The following is a 23902-nucleotide window of genomic DNA, read 5'->3' on the forward strand; positions in this document are numbered from 1 at the left end:
TGAACCACTCCGGCTCACAAACAAAACTGATAGCGCAGAAAAAACTGCCACAGCCAATAGCCGAAGATCGCCAGTGCGGTGGCGTACATAAACCAGCCGCTTTTTTTTCGCCGCAGCGCGAACCAGAGAAAAGGGAAAAAGAGCGGCAACGTCAATATCACACCGACATCGCGAGTATCGTCATTTTCCAGATACTCCAGCACATCACAGACGTTGTTAATCCCGCGTCCATCAATCATCCACTCTTTGTCCAGCGCGGAAGTGATGGTTATCCAGAAGAACGCCACAACAAACCAGATGCAGCACAAGACAAACATGCGCGCACTCATGAGGAAACCGGTCGCTTAATTTCGCTATAGCGCATACGAAATCCCACTCATTCCCTGTCATTACGCCCTATCGTCAGGCCGACGATAGGGCATCTGATTACTCAGCCGCCCACTGCGGATTTTTTGCCACTCTGCTGCAATAGTTCTGGTAAATCGCCATCGCTAACAGCGAGAAGAAGACAGGGCCGCCAACCATCCACAATGTGCTATCCCAGTCTCCGGCTTCAACCACTGGCTGGATGATGGTGAAAACGTTCGCAAACGTCACCACCAGTACCACCACCACTGTCGCGATCGTTGCTGACATGTGTGTTTTGAAAATCACAAATGGTCTGTCGAGATCCTGACGAGCTTTAAAGAATGGGAAAGCCAGCGCGAGGAACAGATAGGGAAGCGTCATGGAAACGTTCGCCATCAGCGTCAGCTTGTTAAAGAACGCTGATGCAGTACCACCGCCAAACGAAACCAGCAGGATGAAGACAGTAACCAGCCCGCACTGCATCCACATGGCGATAGACGGCATACCCATGGCGTTCAGGCGCGTCATCGGTTCCGGCCACAACGCTTTCGGCGTACCCTGGATGATCGCTTTCAGCGGTGAATAGCAAAGCGTAAAGAACGCGCCGGTGTAAGCCAGGAACATCGAAAGCCCGGTAATACGCGCAAACCATACGCCCAGCGACAATGACGCTTCAGGTGACAAATGCAGCACGTTACCCAGCGTCATCCCCAGACTTTTCATCAACACATAGGTGATATTGCCGAGGTTAACGGAACCATTACTTAATACCTGCTGCCAGTTAGTGCTGACGCCCCATAAAAATATCGCCAGCGAATAACCGATTGAAATAACAATAGCGGCAAAAACAATACCTTTGGCAAAGTTCTTTTCTGGGTTTTCTGTTTTATCTACCAGACCACCAACCGCTTCAATTCCGCCGTAAGCGAAAATGGCAAATACCACAAACGATAACATCGCCAGACCGGATTGATATCCTGGATTCGGCGATACCACGAAATTAATATCCTGTGCAAAATGGCCACCATTTAATAACAAAATGGCAATGCTCACTAACAGTAATACTAAATTAAGACACATTACTGCAATACCACCTACTGCAGTAATACGAGCAATTTTATTAATCCCTTTTGAAGCAACCACGGTAACCAGGATCATCCATGCCACCGCCAGCAGACCCACTACCTGCGTTGGCTCCAGGCCAGCAATGCGCCAGTGCTGAGTCATGTCGGTACCGTAGAGGAACGTAGAAAATGGTACCCAGACTTTAGCTGAGGTACTCACCATCCAGATGATATAAGAGGAAAACCACATAAATGTGCCGATAAAGGCGAAACGTGGTCCGACACTATTATTCATCCAGGAATAGATGCCGCCTTCTTCTTTGCGATAGGCCGCGCCCATTTCTGCCATCATTAAGGCAAATGGTATAAAAAATAATAATGCAGAAAATATATAAAAGGGAATCGCACTATACCCCATTAAATAATAAGCTGCCGGACTATTGGCAAACCCAAATACTGAGGTAAAGATCATCAATATGAGTCCTATCAGACTCATCTTTTTTATCGTGTGAGGCATGAAATTATCCTTCGTTTTAGCACATGTATAAAACGCGCGCACTGAACTGCACTACCCCTCGATTGACGGGTCGCAATAAAAAAACATACAGAATTGATACCTGGATGATAGCAAATATCCAGTCTTAAATTGTGGCCTTTAGCAGAAAAATGAAAACATCTGCTACAGAATGGCGTTACAGCGCCATTCTGTGTGGTTAATTAGATGATTTTTCAGAATTATGCCCGGTCAACGCTAAAGGCAATCACTTCCGCAAGCGTCTCCGCGCCCAACGCCAGCATCACCAGACGATCAACGCCCAGAGCTACGCCGGAGCAGTCAGGCATACCGACTTTCAGAGCTTCGATGAGGTTTTGGTCGATTGGATGCTGCGGTAAACCACGCGCCGCACGCTTACGGTTATCCTGCTCAAAGCGTTGTTGCTGTTCACGGGCGTCCGTTAATTCGTGGAAACCATTCGCCAGCTCAATACCTTTGTAGTAGACCTCGAAGCGCTCTGCGACCCGATGATCTTCGGTACTGATTTGCGCCAGTGATGCCTGACTGGCAGGGAAATGATAAACAAAGGTCGGTTTTTCTTTACCAATGTTCGGTTCCACACCAAAGGTAAACAGCAACTGCAACAACGTATCGCGGTCTTCTTCGGTATCGGCAACGTTGCTCAGATCCAGTTTCGCCGCCACTTCCCGCAGCTGCGTTTTATCAGCAGAGAGCGGATCAATTTCCAGATAACGTAAGAAGGCTTGCTGATAAGAAAGGCTTTCTGCAGCCGGGCAATCCAGTACTTGCTGCAGAAGATCGTCAACTTCGTTCATCAGCCGGTACATATCATAATGCGGCCGATACCACTCCAGCATCGTGAACTCAGGGTTGTGATAACGCCCCATCTCTTCATTACGGAAGCTGCGGCACAGCTGGAATACTGGGCCACAACCGGCAACCAGCAGGCGTTTCATGTGATATTCAGGGCTGGTCATTAACCAGAGATTCATCCCCTGGGAGTGTCCGGGGCCAACGAAACGTGTCTCAAACGGGACCAAATGAATATCGGTTACCGTCGCCTGGCTCATACAAGGCGTCTCCACCTCCAGCACTCCACGATCGGCAAAGAAACGACGGATCTCCGCCATAATCGCCGCGCGTTTTAATAGGTTAGGAATGGATGCGCTCGGCTGCCAGGATGCCGTTTCGCTCATAGTGAAATCTCCAGTTTTTAACAAGGGCACGAAGTCTACTCGCAACGCGACGGCGAGACAAATTTTACGCAGGAATCATTCAGCAAGGGGGGGTGACTAAAAAAACCACAATCTGATGGTTTAGTAATTAAATTAATCATCTTCAGTGATAATTTAGCCCGCTTGCGCACTAAAAAAATCGATCTCGTCAAATTTCAGACTTATCCATCAGACTATACTGTTGTACCTATAAAGGAGCAGTGGAATAGCGTTCGCAGACCGTAACTTTCAGGCACTTACCCTGAAGTACGTGGATGTGGGATAAAAACAATCTGGAGGAATGTCGTGCAAACCTTTCAAGCCGATCTTGCCATTGTAGGTGCCGGTGGCGCGGGATTACGTGCTGCAATTGCTGCCGCGCAGGCAAATCCGAATGCAAAAATCGCACTAATCTCAAAAGTATACCCAATGCGCAGCCATACCGTTGCTGCAGAAGGGGGCTCCGCCGCTGTCGCGCAGGATCATGACAGCTTCGATTATCACTTTAACGATACAGTAGCGGGTGGCGACTGGTTATGTGAGCAGGATGTTGTGGATTATTTCGTCCACCACTGCCCAACCGAAATGACCCAACTGGAACTGTGGGGATGCCCATGGAGCCGTCGCCCGGATGGTAGCGTGAACGTACGTCGCTTCGGCGGCATGAAAATCGAGCGTACCTGGTTCGCCGCCGATAAGACCGGCTTCCATATGCTGCATACGCTGTTCCAGACCTCTCTGCAATTCCCGCAGATCCAGCGTTTTGACGAACACTTCGTGCTGGATATTCTGGTTGATGATGGTCATGTTCGCGGCCTGGTAGCAATGAACATGATGGAAGGCACGCTGGTTCAGATCCGTGCTAACGCAGTGGTGATGGCAACTGGTGGCGCTGGCCGTGTTTATCGTTACAACACCAACGGCGGCATCGTTACTGGCGACGGTATGGGTATGGCGCTGAGCCACGGTGTTCCGCTGCGTGACATGGAATTCGTTCAGTATCACCCAACCGGTCTGCCAGGTTCCGGTATCCTGATGACCGAAGGTTGCCGTGGCGAAGGCGGTATTCTGGTCAACAAAAATGGCTACCGTTATCTGCAAGACTACGGCATGGGTCCAGAAACTCCGCTGGGCGAGCCGAAAAACAAATACATGGAACTGGGTCCACGCGACAAAGTTTCTCAGGCCTTCTGGCACGAATGGCGTAAAGGCAACACCATTTCCACGCCGCGTGGCGATGTGGTTTACCTTGACCTGCGTCACCTGGGCGAGAAAAAACTGCACGAACGTCTGCCGTTCATCTGTGAACTGGCGAAAGCTTATGTTGGCGTCGATCCGGTTAAAGAGCCGATTCCGGTACGTCCGACCGCACACTACACCATGGGTGGTATCGAAACCGATCAGAACTGCGAAACCCGCATTAAGGGCCTGTTCGCCGTAGGCGAATGTTCCTCTGTAGGTCTGCACGGCGCAAACCGTCTGGGCTCCAACTCCCTGGCGGAACTGGTGGTCTTTGGTCGTCTGGCTGGTGAGCAAGCAATGGAGCGCGCATCTACTGCCGGTAATGGCAACGATGCAGCGATCAATGCCCAAGTTGCTGGCGTTGAACAGCGTCTGAAAGATCTGGTTAACCAGGACGGCGGCGAAAACTGGGCGAAGATCCGCGACGAAATGGGCCTGGCCATGGAAGAAGGCTGCGGTATCTACCGTACGCCGGAACTGATGCAGAAAACCATCGACAAGCTGGCGGAACTGCAGGAACGCTTCAAGCGCGTTCGCATCACCGACACTTCCAGCGTGTTCAACACCGACCTGCTTTACACCATTGAGTTGGGCCACGGTCTGAACGTTGCCGAATGTATGGCGCACTCTGCAATGGCACGTAAAGAGTCCCGCGGCGCGCACCAGCGTCTGGACGAAGGTTGCACTGAACGTGACGACATCAACTTCCTCAAACACACCCTCGCCTTCCGCGATGCTGATGGCACTACTCGCCTGGAGTACAGCGACGTGAAAATTACTAAGCTGCCGCCGGCCAAACGCATGTACGGTGGCGAAGCGGATGCAGCCGATAAGGCGGAAGCAGCCAATAAGAAGGAGAAGGCGAATGGCTGAGATGAAAAACCTGAAAATTGAGGTGGTGCGTTATAACCCGGAAGTCGATACCGCACCACATAGCGCATTCTATGAAGTGCCTTATGATGAAACCACCTCATTGCTGGATGCGCTGGGCTATATCAAAGACAACCTTGCGCCGGACCTGAGCTACCGCTGGTCCTGCCGTATGGCGATTTGTGGCTCCTGCGGCATGATGGTTAACAACGTGCCGAAACTGGCATGTAAAACCTTCCTGCGTGACTACACCAACGGCATGAAGGTTGAAGCGTTAGCTAACTTCCCGATTGAACGCGATCTGGTGGTCGATATGACCCACTTCATCGAAAGTCTGGAAGCGATCAAACCGTACATCATCGGCAACTCCCGCACCGCGGATCAGGGTACTAACATCCAGACCCCGGCGCAGATGGCGAAGTATCACCAGTTCTCCGGTTGCATCAACTGTGGTCTGTGCTATGCCGCATGCCCGCAGTTCGGCCTGAACCCAGAGTTCATCGGTCCGGCTGCCATTACGCTGGCACATCGTTATAACGAAGATAGCCGCGACCACGGTAAGAAGGAGCGTATGGCGCAGTTAAACAGCCAGAACGGCGTATGGAGCTGTACTTTCGTGGGCTACTGCTCCGAAGTCTGCCCGAAACACGTCGATCCGGCTGCGGCCATTCAGCAGGGCAAAGTAGAAAGTTCAAAAGACTTTCTTATCGCGACCCTGAAACCACGCTAAGGAGTGCAACATGACGACTAAACGTAAACCGTATGTACGGCCAATGACGTCCACCTGGTGGAAAAAATTGCCGTTTTATCGCTTTTACATGCTGCGCGAAGGCACAGCGGTTCCGGCTGTGTGGTTCAGCATTGAACTGATTTTCGGGCTGTTTGCCCTGAAAAATGGCCCGGATACCTGGGCGGGATTCGTCGACTTTTTACAAAACCCGGTTATCGTGATCATTAACCTGATTACTCTGGCGGCAGCCCTGCTGCACACCAAAACCTGGTTTGAACTGGCACCGAAAGCGGCCAATATCATTGTAAAAGACGAAAAAATGGGACCAGAGCCAATTATCAAAAGTCTCTGGGCGGTAACCGTGGTTGCCACCATCGTAATCCTGTTTGTTGCCCTGTACTGGTAAGGAGCCTGAGATGATTAATCCAAATCCAAAGCGTTCTGACGAACCGGTATTCTGGGGCCTCTTCGGGGCCGGTGGTATGTGGAGTGCGATCATTGCGCCGGTAATGATCCTGCTGGTTGGCATTCTGTTGCCGCTGGGTCTGTTCCCGGGTGACGCACTGAGCTACGAACGCGTTCTGGCGTTCGCGCAAAGCTTCATTGGTCGCGTATTCCTGTTCCTGATGATCGTCCTGCCGCTGTGGTGTGGTTTACACCGTATGCACCACGCGATGCACGATCTGAAAATTCACGTGCCTGCGGGTAAATGGGTTTTCTACGGTCTGGCTGCTATCCTGACAGTTGTCACACTGATTGGTATCGTTACAATCTAACGTATCGCCAATGTAAATCCGGCCCGCCTATGGCGGGCCGTTTTGTATGGAAACCAGACCTTATGCTCAAAACGACGCTTTGCACCTTACTGATTACCGTCTCTTGCTCCACTCTTGCCGCGCCCCATAGCGAACAACAAATCAACGATATTGTGCATCACACAATTACCCCACTTGTTGAGCAACAAAACATCCCCGGCATGGCCGTTGCAGTGATTTATCAGGGTAAGCCTTATTACTTTACCTGGGGCTACGCGGATGTGGCAAAAAAGCGGCCCGTCACGCAGCAAACGTTGTTTGAGTTAGGCTCGGTCAGTAAAACATTTACGGGCGTGCTTGGTGGCGATGCTATTGCTCGAGGGGAAATCAATCTAAACGATCCCGTCACAAAATACTGGCCTGAACTTACCGCTAAACAGTGGAATGGGATCACACTATTACATCTCGCAACCTACACCGCTGGCGGCCTGCCGTTACAGGTGCCGGATGAGGTGAAATCCTCAAGCGACTTGCTGCGCTTCTATCAAAACTGGCAGCCTGAATGGGCGCCAGGAACACAACGTCTGTATGCAAACTCCAGTATCGGTTTGTTCGGCGCACTGGCCGTGAAGCCATCAGGTTTGAGCTTTGAACAGGCGATGCAAACTCGTGTTTTCCAGCCACTCAAACTCACTCATACGTGGATTAATGTGCCGTCCGCAGAAGAAAAGAATTACGCCTGGGGATATCGCGAAGGCAAGGCAGTGCATGTTTCGCCAGGGGCGCTGGATGCTGAAGCGTACGGTGTAAAATCGACGATTGAAGATATGGCCCGCTGGGTACGAAGCAATATGAATCCCCGTGATATCAACGGCAAAACACTTCAGCAAGGGATACAACTGGCGCAATCTCGCTACTGGCAAACCGGCGATATGTATCAGGGCCTGGGCTGGGAAATGCTGGACTGGCCGGTAAATCCTGACAGCATCATCAATGGCAGCGACAGTAAAATTGCGCTGGCGACAAGCCCAGTAAAAGCGATTACGCCCCCTGCTCCTGCTGTGCGGTCATCATGGGTGCATAAAACAGGTGCGACCGGCGGATTTGGTAGCTATGTCGCGTTTATCCCAGAAAAAGAGCTGGGTATTGTGATGCTGGCTAACAAAAATTATCCCAATCCAGCGAGAGTTACCGCCGCCTGGCAGATTCTCAACGCTCTGCAGTAAAATTTCATCGGGTCCGAATTTTCGGACCTTTTCTTCGCATTTCCTTGCTGTCATCTACACTTAGAAAAAACCAGTAAGGAAACATTTATGCGCCTGCTCCCTCTCGTTGCCGCAGCGACGGCTGCATTTCTGGTGGTTGCCTGTAGTTCTCCCACACCACCGCGTGGCGTGACCGTGGTAAATAATTTCGATACCAAACGCTATCTGGGTACATGGTATGAGATTGCCCGTTTTGATCACCGCTTTGAACGTGGACTGGAAAAAGTCACCGCAACATACAGCCTGCGTGATGACGGCGGCCTGAATGTCATTAATAAAGGCTATAACCCTGACAGAGAGATGTGGCAGCAGAGTGAAGGAAAAGCCTACTTTACTGGAGATCCGCGTCGCGCAGCCCTGAAGGTGTCGTTCTTTGGGCCATTCTACGGCGGTTATAATGTCATCGCGCTCGACCGGGAGTACCGCCACGCGCTGGTTTGCGGCCCGGACCGCGACTACCTGTGGATACTCTCTCGCACGCCAACCATTTCTGACGAAGTTAAACAGGAGATGCTGGCAGTCGCAACCCGGGAAGGGTTTGATGTTAGTAAGTTTATTTGGGTACAGCAGCCCGGTAGTTAGTGAGTGCTGAGTTTCAGACCAATAATTCCCACCACAATTAACGCCAGACTCGCCAGGCGCATCGGGTTAGCGGACTCGCCGAGCAGCACAATGCCGGTGATAGCCGCGCCGACTGCGCCAATCCCCGTCCAGACAGCATAAGCCGTCCCTACAGGCAATGACTTCATCGCCCAGGCGAGCAGCGCCATACTGACAATCATCGCCGTCACGGTAATAACACTTGGCGTCAAACGACTAAAGCCGTGGGTATATTTCAGGCCAACAGCCCAGACGACTTCCAGCAACCCAGCAATAAATAAGATAATCCAGGACATATAAAACTCCGGAGAAATGGGGCCGTCCCCGGTGAAAAGAAGCGTTTGCAGGTCGTCCTGCAAAGCTGATGGTTGAACGGATATTTTGCCAGGTGGCAGGGGAATTTCAACTATTACCTTAGTGACTATCGCTGAAAAAATAAACGGTACGACAAACTTGTCGTACCGTTACAGATTGTTGACAAAGTGTCAGTTGTTTATGCCAGATGCGGCGTTAATGCCTTACCCAGCCTACAAAATTGTGCAAATTCAATATATTGCATGGGCTATGTAGGTCTGATAAGCGTAGCGCATCAGGCAATTTTGCCTTTGTCATCAGTATCAACGGCACGACAAAACTGCCGTACCGTTATTGCTTATTGCTGCGCTTTCGTTGCTGCGCCAGAAATCGCGTTACCGCCGTCGGAGATATCTTCACCAACGCCACGCGTGGTGTTGCAGGCAGTCAATACTGTTGAAAGCACCAGAACAGAAAAGATCGCTGCAATTGTCTTCTTCACCATAACGTCTTCCTTTTAGGTAATGTTATTTGTGTTTGCCTATAGCAAATTAATAATAGACAACACCACCGAAAATGACGGAAATCTGATGATTTTTAGGAAGAGAAGAAAAATTAGCTGGCTGCGCGGGAGATGGAATTACCGAGATGTTTAATGTCTTCACCAAAACCGCGAGCGGTGTTACAGCCCGTGAGCAGCGCACTGGCAAGCAAAACAAGAAGGATAAGGCGTTTCATCATCTCTGACCTGAGAAAGTGATGGTGCAGCCCACAGGCCGCACCACAACCGCATTACTTCACGCGAGATACGTATTCACCAGAGCGGGTATCCACTTTGATGACTTCGCCGATCTGTACGAACAGCGGAACTTTAACCACAGCGCCAGTAGACAGGGTAGCCGGTTTGCCGCCAGTACCTGCGGTATCACCTTTCAGACCCGGATCGGTATCAACGATTTCCAGTTCAACGAAGTTCGGCGGAGTAACGGAGATCGGCTGACCATTCCACAGAGTTACGATGCACTCTGCCTGATCCAGCAGCCATTTAGCGTTGTCGCCAATTGCTTTTGCATCTGCAGACAGCTGTTCGAAAGTTTCGTTGTTCATGAAGTGCCAGAACTCACCGTCGTTGTACAGGTAAGTCAGGTTCATATCGACAACATCAGCGCCTTCAGCGGAATCGGTAGATTTGAAGGTTTTTTCTACGCGAGTGCCAGTCAGCAGACGGCGCAGTTTAACGCGAGCGAATGCCTGACCTTTACCCGGTTTCACGAATTCACTGGCTTCAACCGCGTAAGGTTCGCCATCTAACATGATTTTAAGACCAGCACGAAAATCGTTGCTATAGTACGTTGCCATAAGGCCCTCTGAAATTTATTAATTGGTAGCTAAGCCACAAAATGGCGCATATTGTAACCCTAAATACCCCATCCAGAGAAGATTGGTTAGCGCAACTTGCCGATGTTGTGACCGATCCTGATGAACTTCTGCGTCTTTTGAATATAGACGCGGACGAAAAACTGTTGGCCGGACGCAGCGCCAAAAAGCTGTTTGCCCTGCGCGTGCCCCGCTCATTTATCGATCGCATGGAGAAAGGCAATCCAAACGATCCACTTTTGCGTCAGGTACTTACCTCGCAAGATGAGTTTGTCGTCGCGCCCGGATTCTCCACCGACCCGCTGGAAGAACAGCACAGCGTAGTGCCTGGTTTGTTGCATAAATACCACAACCGGGCGCTGTTGCTGGTCAAAGGTGGCTGCGCGGTAAATTGCCGCTATTGCTTCCGTCGCCACTTCCCGTATGCCGAAAATCAGGGCAACAAGCGAAACTGGAAGACGGCACTTGAGTATGTTGCTGCGCATCCGGAACTGGACGAGATTATTTTCTCCGGCGGCGATCCGCTGATGGCGAAAGATCACGAACTGGACTGGTTATTAACGCAACTGGAAGCGATCCCACATATCAAACGTCTGCGGATTCACAGCCGTCTGCCGATTGTGATCCCGGCACGCATCACCGAGGCGCTGGTTGAACGCTTTGCCCGTTCTACGCTGCAAATCTTGCTGGTGAATCACATCAACCATGCCAATGAGGTAGATGAAACGTTTCGTCAGGCGATGGCTAAATTGCGCCGTGTCGGCGTCACCCTGCTTAACCAAAGCGTTCTGTTACGTGGCGTGAACGATAACGCGCAAACTCTGGCAAATCTGAGTAATGCACTGTTTGACGCCGGTGTGATGCCCTATTACCTGCATGTGCTCGATAAAGTGCAGGGCGCGGCGCATTTCATGGTGAGCGATGATGAAGCGCGGCAGATTATGCGTGAGTTGCTGACGTTAGTATCGGGATATCTGGTGCCAAAACTGGCGCGCGAGATTGGTGGCGAACCCAGCAAAACGCCGCTGGATCTCCAGCTACGCCAGCAGTAACTGATTAAACAGGGAAGTTAAACATTAAAATTGCCTGATGCGCTACGCTTATCAGGCCTACATCGTGCATTGAAATTGAATGAATTTTCAATGAACTATAGGCCGGATAAGGCGTTTACGCCGCATCCGGCAAGAGCAACAAACGCAGTACAGCGACCTGTCATTTTACAGGGAAGTTTAATCTTTGCCCGTTGCATAACCTTTAATTATTCATATACATTGCTATTTTTACTCTTTATATAGCCAACACCAATAATTAACCTTTCTTTTCTGTTTATATAGAGTGAGCACGGCTATTTATGTTATTTTAACAACTATTACTACCAAGCCCATTTATCTGGCTTATAAATTAAAATTAATTATTTAATTGAGAAATGGTTAGGGAGAACCTACATGGCCATAAGCATCAAGGGTGTTAATACCGGTGTTATTCGCAAGAGTAATAATTTCATTGCACTGGCGCTGAAAATTAAAGAGCCTCGCAATAAAGAATCGTTGTTCTTTATGTCTGTGATGGAACTGCGCGACCTTCTGATTGCGCTGGAAAGTCGTCTGCATCAAAAGCATAAACTGGATGCTGATGCACGCCTTCTGTATGAGCAAGCTCGCGATAAAGCCATTAAGAAAATGGCAGAAAATATCCCGGAAATTCTGGTTGATGAGCTTAAAAATGCCGATATTAATCGCCGGGTTAACGCGCTGGAACTTACCGATAATCAGGGCGAAAATCTTAATTTCGCATTAACGCTACATGATGGCAGCAAATGCGAATTAGTGGTCAATGAGTTGCAGATTGAAATGCTGGCGCGAGCAATCATTCATGCAATTAATAATGCAGAAATGCGTGAACTGGCATTACGTATTACGTCGCTATTAGATTTCCTGCCGTTATATGACGTCGACTGCCAGGACAATGGCAATCTGGAATACGACACCTATTCTCAGCCGGAATGGAAACATAATCTGTTTAGTCATTATCTGGCCGTACTTTATCGCTTTAAAGATGAAGGTGGCAAAGAGCAATTTAGCGGTGCAGTAGTGAAAACGCGTGAAGCGACTGCGGGTAAAGAAGTTGAGGCTATTACACGCCGGATGCTTGATTTCAGTCCTCGACTGAAAAAACTCGCGGGTGTGCCGTGTCAGGTCTACGTTCGTACTATGGCAGCCAATAACGCCCAACCACTGACCCAGGATCAATGCCTACGCGCACTGCATCACCTACGCGTTCAATCCATCAGCAAAACTGCACCACAGGCGAAATAATCCCATCTTTGCTAATGCGAGGCTGGAGCCATCCAGCCTGAAATGACTGATAATGTGATCGTTGATCATGCCGGATGCGGCGTAAACGCCTTATCCGGCCTACAAATTCTCAAGCATTCAATCAGTTGCAATGCCTGATGTGGGCCTGATAAGCGAAGCGCATCTGGCAATTATACGTTTGTCACCCAGCCTCAGGATCCCATCAGTTCGGGCACTTATATACCTGACCGATAATCTGGCTGTCAGTCGGGACAAAGCTGGACAACATGCCCTGCGACGGGCTGCTGATACCATAAATCACGTTACCGCCCATTGCTGCCGCCTGGTTGCGCAGATCGTTTGCCGCACCACGCATAGAACCGCCCTCTTCACCGTGTTGTCCGGAAAGCCAGTTACTTTGCTTACCAGTAGCAGTACCAATCAGCTGGCACTCTGCACCTGGTTGCTCGTCCACGATGCGAACGCTCTGTCCGGCAGCGCTCAATTCGTTGCTGGAGCTACAACCCGCCATCAGTAGCGCGGCACCGACAATCCCTGCTAAGTATTTTACGTGCATGTTATTCCCCATAATCAATGAGCTGGACGCAACTCGCGTCGTCCGTGTCTGAATCTTATACTAGAAAGATGACCAAAAGAAAAACCCCCAGACATTTCTGCCCGGGGGTTTCTTTATTTCTGCGAGGTGCAGGGCAATTACATCATGCCGCCCATGCCACCCATGCCGCCCATACCGCCAGCAGCACCTAAGTCAGCTGCATCGTTTTTCGGCAGGTCGGTAACCATGCACTCAGTGGTGATCATCAGGCCAGCCACAGAAGCTGCGTACTGCAGAGCAGAACGAGTTACTTTGGTTGGATCCAGGATACCCATGTCGATCATGTTGCCGTATTCTTCGGTTGCTGCATTGTAGCCGTAGTTGCCGTCGCCAGCTTTAACGGTGTTAGCAACAACAGACGGTTCTTCACCGCAGTTCAGTACGATCTGACGCAGCGGAGCTTCCATTGCACGCAGTGCAACTTTGATACCCACGTTCTGCTCTTCGTTCTGACCACGCAGGTCAGCCAGTTTAGACGCTACGCGGATCAGCGCAACACCACCACCAGCAACCACGCCTTCTTCTACCGCAGCACGGGTCGCGTGCAGGGCGTCTTCAACGCGTGCTTTTTTCTCTTTCATTTCAACTTCGGTAGCAGCACCAACTTTGATAACTGCAACGCCGCCTGCCAGTTTCGCTACGCGCTCCTGCAGTTTTTCACGGTCGTAGTCAGAAGTTGCTTCTTCAATCTGCTGACGGATCTGAGCAACACGGCCCTGAATCGCAGCTTCTTCACCCACGCCATCGATGATGGTGGTGGTGTCTTTGTTGATCACAACACGTTTAGCCTGGCCCAAGTCTTCCAGGGTTGCTTTTTCCAGCTCCATACCAATCTCTTCAGAGATTACGGTACCGCCAGTCAGGGTTGCGATATCCTGCAGCATAGCTTTACGGCGATCGCCAAAGCCCGGAGCTTTAACCGCAGCGACTTTCACAATGCCACGCATGGTGTTAACAACCAGAGTTGCCAGCGCTTCACCTTCAACATCTTCAGCGATGATCAGCAGCGGTTTGCCTGCTTTTGCAACGGCTTCCAGAACCGGCAGCATTTCGCGGATGTTGGAGATTTTCTTGTCAGCCAGCAGGATGAACGGGCTTTCCAGTTCTACTGCGCCAGTTTCCGGCTTGTTGATGAAGTAAGGAGACAGGTAGCCACGGTCGAACTGCATACCTTCAACCACGTCCAGTTCGTCCTGAAGACCAGTACCGTCTTCAACGGTGATAACACCTTCTTTACCGACTTTGTCCATCGCTTCAGCGATCAGTTTACCTACGGTTTCGTCGGAGTTAGCGGAGATAGTACCAACCTGAGCAATCGCTTTAGAGTCGGAGCACGGTACGGACAGCGCTTTCAGTTCTTCAACTGCAGCAGTAACGGCTTTGTCGATACCACGTTTCAGGTCCATCGGGTTCATGCCCGCAGCAACAGCTTTCAGACCTTCAGTAATGATTGCCTGAGCCAGTACGGTTGCGGTGGTGGTACCGTCGCCTGCAGTGTCGTTCGCTTTAGAGGCAACTTCTTTCACCATCTGCGCACCCATGTTTTCGAACTTGTCTTCCAGTTCGATTTCACGAGCAACGGAAACACCATCTTTGGTGATGGTCGGTGCACCGAAAGATTTATCCAGAACTACGTTACGGCCTTTCGGACCGAGGGTAACTTTCACTGCATCTGCCAGTACGTTTACGCCGCGCAGCATTTTCACACGAGCGTCGTTACCGAATTTTACGTCTTTAGCTGCCATTATCTTTATTCCTTAAATTCGTATGTTCAGTGTCGTGCGCGGATTACGCTTCAACAATTGCCAGAATGTCGCTTTCGGACATGATCAACACTTCTTCATTGTCGATCTTCTCAGACTTCACACCGTAGCCATCATTGAAAATTACGATGTCGCCAACTTTCACATCCAGCGGCTTCACTTCGCCATTTTCAAGGATACGGCCATTGCCAACAGCCAGCACTTCGCCACGGGTAGATTTAGCCGCTGCAGAGCCGGTCAGAACGATGCCGCCAGCAGATTTAGTTTCAACTTCTTTACGCTTGACGATCACGCGATCATGCAATGGACGAATATTCATTGATAACTCTCCTTTGAGAAAGTCCGTATCTGTTATGGGTGACGCCGGACCTTACGTGGTTTCCCGGCTGGTGACCAGTGAAATGGGGATGGGCTCCTCCCCCTTCAAGGGGGCAAATGAAAAAAAATTCTGATCAGTACAAAATCGGGTAAAAATCCTGATTCACATCACATTTCATCGCAATTTCTCCATCGCCGCCATACGCGAATCTGATTGTGCTACCATCGAAATCCTGCGCAGTTGCCCAAATTTTGGGCACAATTGGACATTAACCCATGAGTGGACTCAAACAAGAACTGGGACTGGCCCAGGGGATCGGCCTGTTATCAACCTCATTATTAGGCACGGGCGTGTTTGCCGTTCCCGCATTAGCAGCCCTGCTAGCGGGCAATACCAGCCTGTGGGCCTGGCCCGTTTTGATTATCTTAGTGTTCCCGATTGCAATCGTCTTTGCGCTGCTGGGACGCCACTATCCCAGTGCGGGCGGCGTCGCGCACTTCGTTGGCATAGCGTTTGGCTCGCGGCTTGAGCGAGTCACTGGCTGGCTATTTTTATCGGTCATTCCCGTAGGCCTGCCCGCTGCACTACAAATTGCCGCCGGCTTTGGCCAGGCAATGTTTGGCTGGCATAGTTGGCAACTGTTGTTGGCAGAACTTGGTACGCTGGCACTGGTGTGGTACATCGGTACTCGCGGTGCCAGTTCCAGTGCTAATCTACAAACGGTTATTGCCGGGCTTATCGTCGCGCTGATTGTCGCTATCTGGTGGGCGGGCGATATCAAACCTGCGAATATCCACTTCCCTGCGCCTGGTGATATCGAACTTTCCGGGCTGTTTGCTGCGTTATCGGTGATGTTCTGGTGCTTTGTCGGTCTGGAGGCATTTGCCCATCTCGCCTCGGAATTTAAAAATCCAGAGCGTGATTTTCCCCGCGCTCTGATGATTGGTCTGTTGCTGGCAGGATTAGTCTATTGGAGCTGTACGGTGGTGGTATTACGCTTCGACGCCTATGGTGAAAAAATGGCGGCGGCAGCATCGCTTCCAAAAATTGTGGTGCAGCTGTTCGGTGTAGGAGCATTGTGGATTGCCTGCGTGATTGGCTATCTGGCCTGCTTTGCCAGTCTCAACATTTATATACAGAGCTTCGCCCGATTAGTCTGGTCGCAGGCGCAACACAATCCTGACCACTACCTGGCACGCCTCTCTTCTCGCCATATCCCGACTAATGCCCTTAATGCCGTGCTCGGCTGTTGCGTGGTGAGCACGTTGGCGATCCATATGTTAGAGATCAATCTGGACGCACTTATCATCTATGCCAATGGCATCTTTATTATGATTTACCTGTTATGCATGCTGGCAGGCTGTAAATTATTGCAAGGACGTTATCGACTACTGGCGGTAATTGGCGGGCTGTTATGTGTTCTGTTACTGGCGATGGTCGGCTGGAAAAGTTTATATGCCCTGATCATGCTGGCGGGGTTATGGCTATTTCTGCCAAAACGAAAAACGCCGGAAAATGGCATAACCACATAATCCGGCGTTTCGTCATTAATCCTGGCGATCGTCTTTATGATCAAGGCGGTCGCGGTCATCATCCTTACGCTGATACTCACCATCAAAAGTATTACCGCCACCGGTTCCGGCACTAAAACCACCGCCCGGCATACGGGAAAAGCGCAAATGCGGCATCAGCTTCACCGTCAGGTGCTTTTGCACTGGCGGTAATAAAAGTAGAAGACCGAGGAAATCGGTGAAAAAGCCCGGTAATAAAAGCAGCAAACCGGCAATGATCAACGAAACACTTTTAATCATTTCCGCCGCTGGGTTTTCTCCCGCCGCCATTTTTTGTTGCATCAGCACAAAATTCTTAAAGCCCTGATTACGTACCAGTGACATACCAATAATTGAGGTGAATATAACCAGCACGAGGGTCAGCAATACCCCAAGGACATGAGCAACCTGAATAAAGATTGAAATCTCAATATAGACATAAAGGAAAACGGCAATAAAAGGTAACCAGCGCAAAGGTTTCTCCTGTAATAGCAACCAGTTAAATCAGGTCGCCTGAATGGGTTGCGAATCGCGTTCAGCTTATATTGTGGTCATTAGCAAAATTTCAAGATGTTTGCGCAACTATTTTTGGTAGTAATCCCAAAGCGGTGATCTATTTCACAAATTAATAATTAAGGGGTAAAAACCAACACTTAAAGTGATCCAGATTACGGTAGAAATCCTCAAGCAGCATATGATCCCGGGTATTCGACTGATGCAGGGGATAATCGTCGGTCGAAAAACATTCGAAACCACATATATTCTGTGTGTTTAAAGCAAATCATTGGCAGCTTGAAAAAGAAGGTTCACATGTCAAACAACATTCGTATCGAAGAAGATCTGTTGGGTACCAGGGAAGTTCCAGCTGATGCCTACTATGGTGTTCACACTCTGAGAGCGATTGAAAACTTCTATATCAGCAACAACAAAATCAGCGATATTCCTGAATTTGTTCGCGGTATGGTAATGGTTAAAAAAGCTGCAGCTATGGCAAACAAAGAGCTGCAAACCATTCCTAAAAGTGTAGCGAATGCAATCATTGCCGCATGTGATGAAGTCCTGAACAACGGAAAATGCATGGATCAGTTCCCGGTAGACGTCTACCAGGGCGGCGCAGGTACTTCCGTAAACATGAACACCAACGAAGTGCTGGCCAATATCGGTCTGGAACTGATGGGTCACCAGAAAGGTGAATATCAGTATCTGAACCCGAACGACCACGTTAACAAATGTCAGTCCACTAACGACGCCTACCCGACCGGTTTCCGCATCGCGGTTTACTCTTCTCTGATTAAACTGGTAGATGCTATTAACCAACTGCGTGAAGGCTTTGAACGTAAAGCTGTCGAATTCCAGGACATCCTGAAAATGGGTCGTACCCAGCTGCAGGACGCAGTACCGATGACCCTCGGTCAGGAATTCCGCGCTTTCAGCATCCTGCTGAAAGAAGAAGTGAAAAACATCGAACGTACCGCTGAACTGCTGCTGGAAGTTAACCTCGGCGCAACTGCAATCGGTACTGGCCTGAACACGCCGAAAGAGTACTCTCCGCTGGCAGTGAAAAAACTGGCTGAAGTCACTGGCTTCCCATGCGTACCTGCTGAAGACCTGATCGAAGCGACCTCTGACTGCGGCGCTTACGTTATGGTTCATGGCGCGCTGAAACGCATGGCTGTGAAGATGTCCAAAATCTGTAACGACCTGCGCTTGCTCTCTTCTGGCCCACGTGCCGGCCTGAACGAGATCAACCTGCCGGAACTGCAGGCTGGCTCTTCCATCATGCCAGCTAAAGTAAACCCAGTTGTTCCGGAAGTGGTTAACCAGGTTTGCTTCAAAGTCATCGGTAACGACATCACTGTTACCATGGCAGCAGAAGCGGGTCAGCTGCAGCTGAACGTTATGGAGCCGGTCATTGGCCAGGCCATGTTTGAATCCGTTCACATTCTGACCAACGCTTGCTACAACCTGCTGGAAAAATGCGTTAACGGCATCACTGCTAACAAAGAAGTGTGCGAAGGTTACGTTTACAACTCTATCGGTATCGTCACTTACCTGAACCCATTCATCGGCCACCACAACGGTGACATCGTGGGTAAAATCTGTGCCGAAACTGGCAAGAGCGTACGTGAAGTCGTTCTGGAGCGCGGTCTGTTGACTGAAGCAGAACTAGACGATATTTTCTCCGTACAGAACCTGATGCATCCGGCTTACAAAGCAAAACGCTATACTGATGAAAGCGAACAGTAATCGTACAGGGTAGTACACATAAAAGAGGCACGTCAGACGACGTGCCTTTTTTCTTGTGAGTAGTAACTTAAAAACAACAACCTGATATCAACTTGTTAAAAAACAAGGAAGGCTAATATGCTAGTTGTAGAACTCATCATCGTTTTGCTGGCGATCTTCTTGGGCGCCAGATTAGGGGGAATTGGTATTGGTTTTGCAGGTGGATTGGGGGTGCTGGTTCTTGCCGCTATCGGCGTCAAGCCTGGTAACATCCCATTCGATGTCATTTCCATTATCATGGCGGTTATCGCTGCTATTTCTGCTATGCAGGTTGCTGGCGGTCTGGACTATCTGGTTCACCAGACAGAAAAGCTGCTGCGCCGTAACCCGAAATACATCACGATCCTTGCACCGATCGTAACCTATTTCCTGACCATCTTTGCTGGTACCGGCAACATCTCTCTGGCGACACTGCCAGTTATCGCTGAAGTTGCGAAGGAACAAGGCGTTAAACCTTGCCGTCCGCTGTCTACTGCAGTGGTATCCGCGCAGATTGCGATCACCGCATCGCCAATCTCTGCGGCGGTGGTTTACATGTCTTCCGTGATGGAAGGTCATGGCATCAGCTACCTGCATCTGCTCTCTGTGGTCATCCCGTCTACCCTGCTGGCAGTTCTGGTGATGTCCTTCCTGGTAACCATGCTTTTCAACTCCAAACTGTCTGACGATCCGATTTATCGCAAGCGTCTGGAAGAAGGTCTGGTTGAACTGCGCGGTGAGAAACAGATTGAAATCAAACAAGGCGCGAAAGCATCCGTCTGGCTGTTCCTGCTGGGCGTAGTTGGCGTGGTTATCTATGCGATTATCAACAGCCCGAGCATGGGCCTGGTTGAAAAACCGCTGATGAACACCACTAACGCGATCCTGATTATCATGTTGAGCGTTGCAACCCTGACCACTGTTCTTTGTAAAGTGGACACCGACAACATCCTCAACTCCAGCACCTTCAAAGCAGGTATGAGCGCCTGTATTTGTATCCTGGGTGTTGCATGGCTGGGCGATACTTTCGTTTCCAACAACATCGACTGGATCAAAGATACCGCAGGTGAAGTCATTCAGGGCCATCCGTGGCTGCTGGCTGTTATCTTCTTCTTTGCTTCTGCTCTGCTGTACTCTCAGGCTGCAACTGCAAAAGCACTGATGCCGATGGCTCTGGCGCTGAACGTTTCTCCACTGACCGCTGTAGCTTCTTTCGCAGCCGTGTCTGGTCTGTTCATTCTGCCGACCTACCCGACGCTGGTTGCTGCGGTACAGATGGATGACACGGGTACCACTCGTATCGGTAAATTCGTCTTCAACCATCCGTTCTTTATCCCAGGTACTCTGGGTGTTGCCCTGGCCGTTTGCTTCGGCTTCGTGCTGGGTAGCTTCATGCTGTAATGACAAATCGCGGGGCGTTCACGCCCCGCTTTCTTTCCCGCCGACTAACATCCTTTCCCCGTCCGTTGTATAGTGACCTCTCTCTTGCGGTTCCATCTGTTCTTGCGAGGTGTTTATGCTTGATGAAAAAAGTTCGAATACCGCGTCCGTCGTGGTGTTGTGCACCGCGCCGGATGAAGCGACGGCCCAGGAATTAGCCGCCAAAGTGTTGGCGGAAAAACTGGCGGCCTGCGCGACCTTGATTCCTGGCGCTACCTCTCTCTATTACTGGGAAGGTAAACTGGAACAGGAATACGAAGTGCAGATGATTTTAAAAACCACCGTATCTCACCAGCAGGCACTGCTGGAATGCCTGAAGTCTCATCATCCGTATCAAACCCCGGAGCTTCTGGTTTTACCTGTTACACACGGAGACACAGATTACCTCTCATGGCTCAACGCATCTTTACGCTGATCCTGCTACTTTGCAGCACTTCCGTTTTTGCCGGATTATTCGACGCGCCGGGACGCTCACAATTTGTCCCCGCGGATCAAGCCTTTGCTTTTGATTTTCAGCAAAACCAACATGACCTTAATCTGAGCTGGCAGATCAAAGACGGTTACTATCTTTACCGTAAACAGATCCGCATTACGCCGGAACAAGCGAAAATTGCCGACGTGCAGCTGCCCCAGGGCGTCTGGCATGAAGATGAGTTTTACGGCAAAAGCGAGATTTACCGCGAGCGGCTGACGCTTCCTGTGACCATCAACCAGGCAAGTGCGGGTGCGACATTGACAGTCACTTACCAGGGCTGTGCTGACGCCGGTTTTTGTTATCCGCCAGAAACCAAAACCGTTCCGTTAAGCGAAGTGGTTACCAACAACGCGACGCCACCGTCTGCATCAGTTCCGCAGCAAGAGCACCCCGTCGCGCAATTGCCCTTTTCCGCGCTCTGGGCGTTGTTGATTGGTATCGGTATCGCCTTCACGCCATGTGTACTGCCGATGTACCCTCTAATTTCCGGTATCGTGCTGGGTGGTAAACAGCGGCTATCCACCGCCAGAGCATTGTTGCTGACTTTTATTTATGTGCAGGGGATGGCGCTCACCTACACGGCGCTGGGTCTGGTGGTTGCCGCCGCAGGATTACAGTTCCAGGCAGCGCTACAGCATCCTTACGTACTTATCGGCCTCGCTATTGTCTTTACCTTGCTGGCGATGTCGATGTTTGGCTTGTTTACCCTGCAACTCCCCTCTTCGCTGCAAACGCGCCTCACGCTAATGAGCAATCGCCAACAAGGTGGCTCGCCCGGCGGTGTGTTTGTTATGGGGGCGATTGCCGGGCTGATCTGTTCACCATGCACCACCGCACCGCTTAGCGCGATTCTGCTGTATATCGCCCAAAGCGGGAACATGTGGCTGGGCGGCGGCACGCTTTATCTCTATGCGCTGGGCATGGGCCTGCCGCTGATGCTAATTACCGTCTTTGGCAACCGTCTGCTACCGAAAAGCGGTCCGTGGATGGAACAGGTCAAAACCGCATTTGGTTTTGTGATCCTCGCACTGCCGGTCTTCCTGCTGGAGCGAGTAGTTGGTGATGTCTGGGGATTACGCTTGTGGTCGGCGCTTGGTGTCGCGTTCTTTGGCTGGGCCTTTATCACCAGCTTACAGGCCAAACGCGGCTGGATGCGTATTGTGCAAATTATCCTGCTGGCGGCAGCATTGGTTAGCGTGCGCCCACTCCAGGATTGGGCATTTGGCGCGACGCATACCGCGCAAACTCAGGCGTATCTCAACTTTACACAAATCAAAACGGTAGATGAGTTAAATCAGGCACTCGCTGAAGCCAAAGGCAAACCGGTGATGTTAGATCTCTATGCCGACTGGTGCGTCGCCTGTAAAGAGTTTGAGAAATACACCTTCAGCGACCCGCAGGTGCAAAAAGCGTTAGCAGACACGGTCTTACTTCAGGCCAACGTCACTGCCAACGACGCACAAGATGTGGCGCTGTTAAAGCATCTAAATGTCCTTGGCCTACCGACAATTCTCTTTTTTGACGGACAAGGCCAGGAGCATCCACAAGCGCGAATCACGGGCTTTATGGATGCAGAAACCTTCAGCGCACATTTGCGCGATCGCCAACCGTGAACGACACTTCAGTGGGAAAGACGGAGGAAAATAGCGTGCAACGTGAAGATGTACTGGGAGAAGCCCTGAAATTATTAGAGTTACAAGGGATTGCCAACACCACGCTGGAGATGGTTGCTGAACGTGTGGATTATCCACTGGACGAGCTGCGCCGCTTCTGGCCAGACAAAGAGGCGATCCTCTACGATGCCCTGCGCTATCTTAGCCAACAGATAGATGTCTGGCGTCGTCAGCTGATGCTGGACGAAACGCAAACCGCCGAACAAAAGCTGCTGGCACGTTATCAGGCGCTATCGGAGTGCGTTAAAAACAACCGCTATCCGGGCTGTCTGTTTATCGCTGCCTGTACGTTTTATCCCGATCCTGGCCACCCTATTCATCAATTGGCCGATCAGCAAAAAAGCGCGGCCTACGACTTTACCCACGAACTGTTAACCACGCTGGAAGTGGACGATCCGGCGATGGTAGCAAAGCAGATGGAACTGGTGCTGGAAGGTTGTTTAAGCCGAATGCTGGTGAATCGTAGCCAGGCGGATGTCGACACCGCACATCGGCTGGCGGAAGATATCCTGCGCTTCGCCCGCTGCCGCCAGGGTGGCGCACTGACCTGACAGAAACACAGAAAAGAAGCGATTTGCCGCAATCTTAAGCAGTTGAATCGCTTTTACTGAAATTAGGTTGACGAGATGTGCAGATTACGGTTTAATGCGCCCCGTTGCCCGGATAGCTCAGTCGGTAGAGCAGGGGATTGAAAATCCCCGTGTCCTTGGTTCGATTCCGAGTCCGGGCACCAAATTCATATAAACGGACCTCCACGGAGGTCCGTTTTTCGTTTCAGGACGCGACGATTTAACCGTTCTTCCTCCAAATCACGCCCACCAAACTCAACCAAATTCTCCCCACATCACCAGCATTTTGCGGGTATACCCCTGTTTGAGAAAATTTGTCCCTGAGCTATGACACTGACTGACGCGAAATATCGTGCGGCCCCGTGATGCTGTTGAACGTCAAATGACGTCATCAGGAGCGTAACGCATCCATAAACAGAACGCCGACTGATGAGATTTCCTGGATGCGAACAAAGAGAAATGTATCAGTCCGTTTGATCATGCAAAGACTAACAATCCATTAAAATAGTAAGCGTTCCAGGCAATTTTCCGGGGATTATTTTCTGAACGTTTTCTTTGGCAAAGATAATCAATCTTGGTGGTAAGGCAAATTACTTCTGATTCTCATTAAAGTCATTTCGTAAGGCGATGTAATCAAGAGGTTTACGGGTGGTAAAAATAAC

The 23902-nt window shown here is 50.4% G+C and carries 25 protein-coding genes and 1 tRNA gene; 15 read left to right on the forward strand and 11 right to left on the reverse strand.

All coding sequences use genetic code 11. The features are described from left to right. Positions 1-14: 14 nt before the first annotated feature. From FEK42_RS15500 to epmA, 3 genes are all read right to left on the reverse strand, one after another. Positions 15-329: a YjeO family protein gene (locus FEK42_RS15500; protein WP_135493284.1), complete on the reverse strand. Its 315-nt coding sequence runs from the start codon at positions 327-329 to the stop codon at positions 15-17. A gap of 97 nt (positions 330-426) precedes the next feature. Beyond that, entirely contained in the window at positions 427-1929 is a 1503-nt protein-coding gene (gene yjeM / locus FEK42_RS15505) for a glutamate/gamma-aminobutyrate family transporter YjeM (protein WP_130205971.1), read from the reverse strand. A 218-nt stretch (positions 1930-2147) separates the two neighbouring features. Next, entirely contained in the window at positions 2148-3125 is a 978-nt protein-coding gene (epmA, locus tag FEK42_RS15510) for an elongation factor P--(R)-beta-lysine ligase (protein WP_000004771.1), read from the reverse strand. 324 nt (positions 3126-3449) lie between these two features. Between epmA and frdA the strand changes: the two genes are divergently transcribed. The 6 genes from frdA to blc all read left to right on the forward strand — a co-directional run bounded on the left by frdA (position 3450) and on the right by blc (position 8587). Continuing rightward, positions 3450-5258: a fumarate reductase (quinol) flavoprotein subunit gene (gene frdA, locus FEK42_RS15515; protein ID WP_130205969.1), complete on the forward strand. Its 1809-nt coding sequence runs from the start codon at positions 3450-3452 to the stop codon at positions 5256-5258. Beyond that, positions 5251-5985 (forward strand): fumarate reductase iron-sulfur protein, encoded by a 735-nt coding sequence (gene frdB, locus FEK42_RS15520; protein ID WP_064525766.1) that lies wholly within the window; start codon positions 5251-5253, stop codon positions 5983-5985. The genes frdA and frdB overlap by 8 nt, the downstream gene beginning before the upstream one ends. 10 nt (positions 5986-5995) lie before the next feature. After that, entirely contained in the window at positions 5996-6391 is a 396-nt protein-coding gene (frdC, locus tag FEK42_RS15525; RefSeq protein WP_135493283.1) for a fumarate reductase subunit FrdC, read from the forward strand. Between the two features lie 10 nt (positions 6392-6401). Further along, positions 6402-6761, forward strand: a complete 360-nt coding sequence (frdD, locus tag FEK42_RS15530) for a fumarate reductase subunit FrdD (protein WP_001299198.1) — start codon at positions 6402-6404, stop codon at positions 6759-6761. A 62-nt stretch (positions 6762-6823) separates the two neighbouring features. Further along, the gene (locus FEK42_RS15535) at positions 6824-7966 is read left to right on the forward strand and encodes a BlaEC family class C beta-lactamase (protein ID WP_135493282.1); all 1143 of its coding nucleotides are present in this window, start codon (positions 6824-6826) and stop codon (positions 7964-7966) included. A gap of 87 nt (positions 7967-8053) precedes the next feature. After that, positions 8054-8587 (forward strand): lipocalin Blc, encoded by a 534-nt coding sequence (gene blc / locus FEK42_RS15540; protein WP_130205963.1) that lies wholly within the window; start codon positions 8054-8056, stop codon positions 8585-8587. On the opposite strand, the gene sugE is transcribed toward blc, so the two are convergent. From sugE to efp, 4 genes are all read right to left on the reverse strand, one after another. Beyond that, positions 8584-8901 carry a quaternary ammonium compound efflux SMR transporter SugE gene (sugE, locus tag FEK42_RS15545; RefSeq protein ID WP_130205961.1) on the reverse strand — a complete coding sequence of 106 codons (318 nt, stop codon included), beginning with the start codon at positions 8899-8901 and terminating at the stop codon, positions 8584-8586. The genes blc and sugE overlap by 4 nt on opposite strands. A 356-nt stretch (positions 8902-9257) precedes the next feature. Next, the gene (gene ecnB / locus FEK42_RS15555; RefSeq protein ID WP_000239596.1) at positions 9258-9404 is read right to left on the reverse strand and encodes a lipoprotein toxin entericidin B; all 147 of its coding nucleotides are present in this window, start codon (positions 9402-9404) and stop codon (positions 9258-9260) included. A 110-nt stretch (positions 9405-9514) separates the two neighbouring features. After that, positions 9515-9640 (reverse strand): lipoprotein antitoxin entericidin A, encoded by a 126-nt coding sequence (gene ecnA, locus FEK42_RS15560; RefSeq protein WP_064525758.1) that lies wholly within the window; start codon positions 9638-9640, stop codon positions 9515-9517. A 51-nt stretch (positions 9641-9691) separates the two neighbouring features. Next, positions 9692-10258 (reverse strand): elongation factor P, encoded by a 567-nt coding sequence (gene efp / locus FEK42_RS15565; RefSeq protein ID WP_000257278.1) that lies wholly within the window; start codon positions 10256-10258, stop codon positions 9692-9694. A 41-nt stretch (positions 10259-10299) separates the two neighbouring features. Here efp and epmB point away from each other — a divergent pair, with 41 nt between their 5' ends. Next, positions 10300-11328: an EF-P beta-lysylation protein EpmB gene (epmB, locus tag FEK42_RS15570; protein ID WP_130205957.1), complete on the forward strand. Its 1029-nt coding sequence runs from the start codon at positions 10300-10302 to the stop codon at positions 11326-11328. A gap of 393 nt (positions 11329-11721) precedes the next feature. Next, positions 11722-12591, forward strand: a complete 870-nt coding sequence (locus tag FEK42_RS15575; RefSeq protein ID WP_138211885.1) for a YjeJ family protein — start codon at positions 11722-11724, stop codon at positions 12589-12591. A gap of 202 nt (positions 12592-12793) precedes the next feature. On the opposite strand, the gene FEK42_RS15580 is transcribed toward FEK42_RS15575, so the two are convergent. From FEK42_RS15580 to FEK42_RS15590, 3 genes are all read right to left on the reverse strand, one after another. Next, the gene (locus tag FEK42_RS15580) at positions 12794-13147 is read right to left on the reverse strand and encodes a DUF4156 domain-containing protein (RefSeq protein WP_000558209.1); all 354 of its coding nucleotides are present in this window, start codon (positions 13145-13147) and stop codon (positions 12794-12796) included. A gap of 137 nt (positions 13148-13284) precedes the next feature. Beyond that, positions 13285-14931, reverse strand: coding sequence for a chaperonin GroEL (groL, locus tag FEK42_RS15585; protein ID WP_000729132.1), 1647 nt, complete (start codon positions 14929-14931; stop codon positions 13285-13287). Between the two features lie 43 nt (positions 14932-14974). Continuing rightward, positions 14975-15268, reverse strand: coding sequence for a co-chaperone GroES (locus FEK42_RS15590; protein ID WP_001026276.1), 294 nt, complete (start codon positions 15266-15268; stop codon positions 14975-14977). Between the two features lie 275 nt (positions 15269-15543). Here FEK42_RS15590 and yjeH point away from each other — a divergent pair, with 275 nt between their 5' ends. Further along, on the forward strand, positions 15544-16800 hold the full coding sequence (gene yjeH, locus FEK42_RS15595) for an L-methionine/branched-chain amino acid transporter (RefSeq protein ID WP_135493281.1): 1257 nt from the start codon (positions 15544-15546) through the stop codon (positions 16798-16800). A gap of 15 nt (positions 16801-16815) precedes the next feature. Here yjeH and FEK42_RS15600 read toward each other — a convergent pair whose 3' ends face one another. After that, positions 16816-17292 carry an FxsA family protein gene (locus tag FEK42_RS15600; protein ID WP_130258490.1) on the reverse strand — a complete coding sequence of 159 codons (477 nt, stop codon included), beginning with the start codon at positions 17290-17292 and terminating at the stop codon, positions 16816-16818. A 336-nt stretch (positions 17293-17628) separates the two neighbouring features. Here FEK42_RS15600 and aspA point away from each other — a divergent pair, with 336 nt between their 5' ends. The 6 genes from aspA (at position 17629) to FEK42_RS15630 (ending at position 23404) form a co-directional block, all read left to right on the forward strand. Then, the gene (gene aspA / locus FEK42_RS15605; RefSeq protein WP_130205949.1) at positions 17629-19065 is read left to right on the forward strand and encodes an aspartate ammonia-lyase; all 1437 of its coding nucleotides are present in this window, start codon (positions 17629-17631) and stop codon (positions 19063-19065) included. A gap of 117 nt (positions 19066-19182) precedes the next feature. After that, positions 19183-20484: an anaerobic C4-dicarboxylate transporter DcuA gene (gene dcuA, locus FEK42_RS15610; protein WP_131161348.1), complete on the forward strand. Its 1302-nt coding sequence runs from the start codon at positions 19183-19185 to the stop codon at positions 20482-20484. Positions 20485-20599: 115 nt separating this feature from the next. Next, positions 20600-20938: a divalent cation tolerance protein CutA gene (gene cutA / locus FEK42_RS15615; RefSeq protein ID WP_064525746.1), complete on the forward strand. Its 339-nt coding sequence runs from the start codon at positions 20600-20602 to the stop codon at positions 20936-20938. Further along, positions 20914-22611, forward strand: a complete 1698-nt coding sequence (dsbD, locus tag FEK42_RS15620; protein ID WP_135493280.1) for a protein-disulfide reductase DsbD — start codon at positions 20914-20916, stop codon at positions 22609-22611. The genes cutA and dsbD overlap by 25 nt, the downstream gene beginning before the upstream one ends. A 35-nt stretch (positions 22612-22646) precedes the next feature. Next, the gene (locus FEK42_RS15625; protein ID WP_001188520.1) at positions 22647-23222 is read left to right on the forward strand and encodes a transcriptional regulator; all 576 of its coding nucleotides are present in this window, start codon (positions 22647-22649) and stop codon (positions 23220-23222) included. A gap of 106 nt (positions 23223-23328) precedes the next feature. Next, positions 23329-23404, forward strand: a tRNA-Phe gene (locus FEK42_RS15630). The last annotated feature ends 498 nt before the right edge of the window (positions 23405-23902 follow it).

The sequence above is a fragment of the Escherichia sp. E2748 genome (genome assembly GCF_005781125.1).
In the GTDB taxonomy this organism is placed as follows: domain Bacteria; phylum Pseudomonadota; class Gammaproteobacteria; order Enterobacterales; family Enterobacteriaceae; genus Escherichia.

Excerpts from the sequence above, each read along its gene's own strand:
- FEK42_RS15500 (WP_135493284.1), bottom strand. The coding sequence starts at position 329 with ATGAGTGCGCGCATGTTTGTCTTGTGCTGCATCTGGTTTGTTGTGGCG.
- yjeM (WP_130205971.1), bottom strand. The coding sequence starts at position 1,929 with ATGCCTCACACGATAAAAAAGATGAGTCTGATAGGACTCATATTGATG.
- epmA (WP_000004771.1), bottom strand. The coding sequence starts at position 3,125 with ATGAGCGAAACGGCATCCTGGCAGCCGAGCGCATCCATTCCTAACCTA.
- frdB (WP_064525766.1), top strand. The coding sequence starts at position 5,251 with ATGGCTGAGATGAAAAACCTGAAAATTGAGGTGGTGCGTTATAACCCG.
- frdC (WP_135493283.1), top strand. The coding sequence starts at position 5,996 with ATGACGACTAAACGTAAACCGTATGTACGGCCAATGACGTCCACCTGG.
- frdD (WP_001299198.1), top strand. The coding sequence starts at position 6,402 with ATGATTAATCCAAATCCAAAGCGTTCTGACGAACCGGTATTCTGGGGC.
- FEK42_RS15535 (WP_135493282.1), top strand. The coding sequence starts at position 6,824 with ATGCTCAAAACGACGCTTTGCACCTTACTGATTACCGTCTCTTGCTCC.
- blc (WP_130205963.1), top strand. The coding sequence starts at position 8,054 with ATGCGCCTGCTCCCTCTCGTTGCCGCAGCGACGGCTGCATTTCTGGTG.
- sugE (WP_130205961.1), bottom strand. The coding sequence starts at position 8,901 with ATGTCCTGGATTATCTTATTTATTGCTGGGTTGCTGGAAGTCGTCTGG.
- ecnB (WP_000239596.1), bottom strand. The coding sequence starts at position 9,404 with ATGGTGAAGAAGACAATTGCAGCGATCTTTTCTGTTCTGGTGCTTTCA.
- ecnA (WP_064525758.1), bottom strand. The coding sequence starts at position 9,640 with ATGATGAAACGCCTTATCCTTCTTGTTTTGCTTGCCAGTGCGCTGCTC.
- efp (WP_000257278.1), bottom strand. The coding sequence starts at position 10,258 with ATGGCAACGTACTATAGCAACGATTTTCGTGCTGGTCTTAAAATCATG.
- epmB (WP_130205957.1), top strand. The coding sequence starts at position 10,300 with ATGGCGCATATTGTAACCCTAAATACCCCATCCAGAGAAGATTGGTTA.
- FEK42_RS15575 (WP_138211885.1), top strand. The coding sequence starts at position 11,722 with ATGGCCATAAGCATCAAGGGTGTTAATACCGGTGTTATTCGCAAGAGT.
- FEK42_RS15580 (WP_000558209.1), bottom strand. The coding sequence starts at position 13,147 with ATGCACGTAAAATACTTAGCAGGGATTGTCGGTGCCGCGCTACTGATG.
- groL (WP_000729132.1), bottom strand. The coding sequence starts at position 14,931 with ATGGCAGCTAAAGACGTAAAATTCGGTAACGACGCTCGTGTGAAAATG.
- FEK42_RS15590 (WP_001026276.1), bottom strand. The coding sequence starts at position 15,268 with ATGAATATTCGTCCATTGCATGATCGCGTGATCGTCAAGCGTAAAGAA.
- yjeH (WP_135493281.1), top strand. The coding sequence starts at position 15,544 with ATGAGTGGACTCAAACAAGAACTGGGACTGGCCCAGGGGATCGGCCTG.
- aspA (WP_130205949.1), top strand. The coding sequence starts at position 17,629 with ATGTCAAACAACATTCGTATCGAAGAAGATCTGTTGGGTACCAGGGAA.
- dcuA (WP_131161348.1), top strand. The coding sequence starts at position 19,183 with ATGCTAGTTGTAGAACTCATCATCGTTTTGCTGGCGATCTTCTTGGGC.
- cutA (WP_064525746.1), top strand. The coding sequence starts at position 20,600 with ATGCTTGATGAAAAAAGTTCGAATACCGCGTCCGTCGTGGTGTTGTGC.
- dsbD (WP_135493280.1), top strand. The coding sequence starts at position 20,914 with ATGGCTCAACGCATCTTTACGCTGATCCTGCTACTTTGCAGCACTTCC.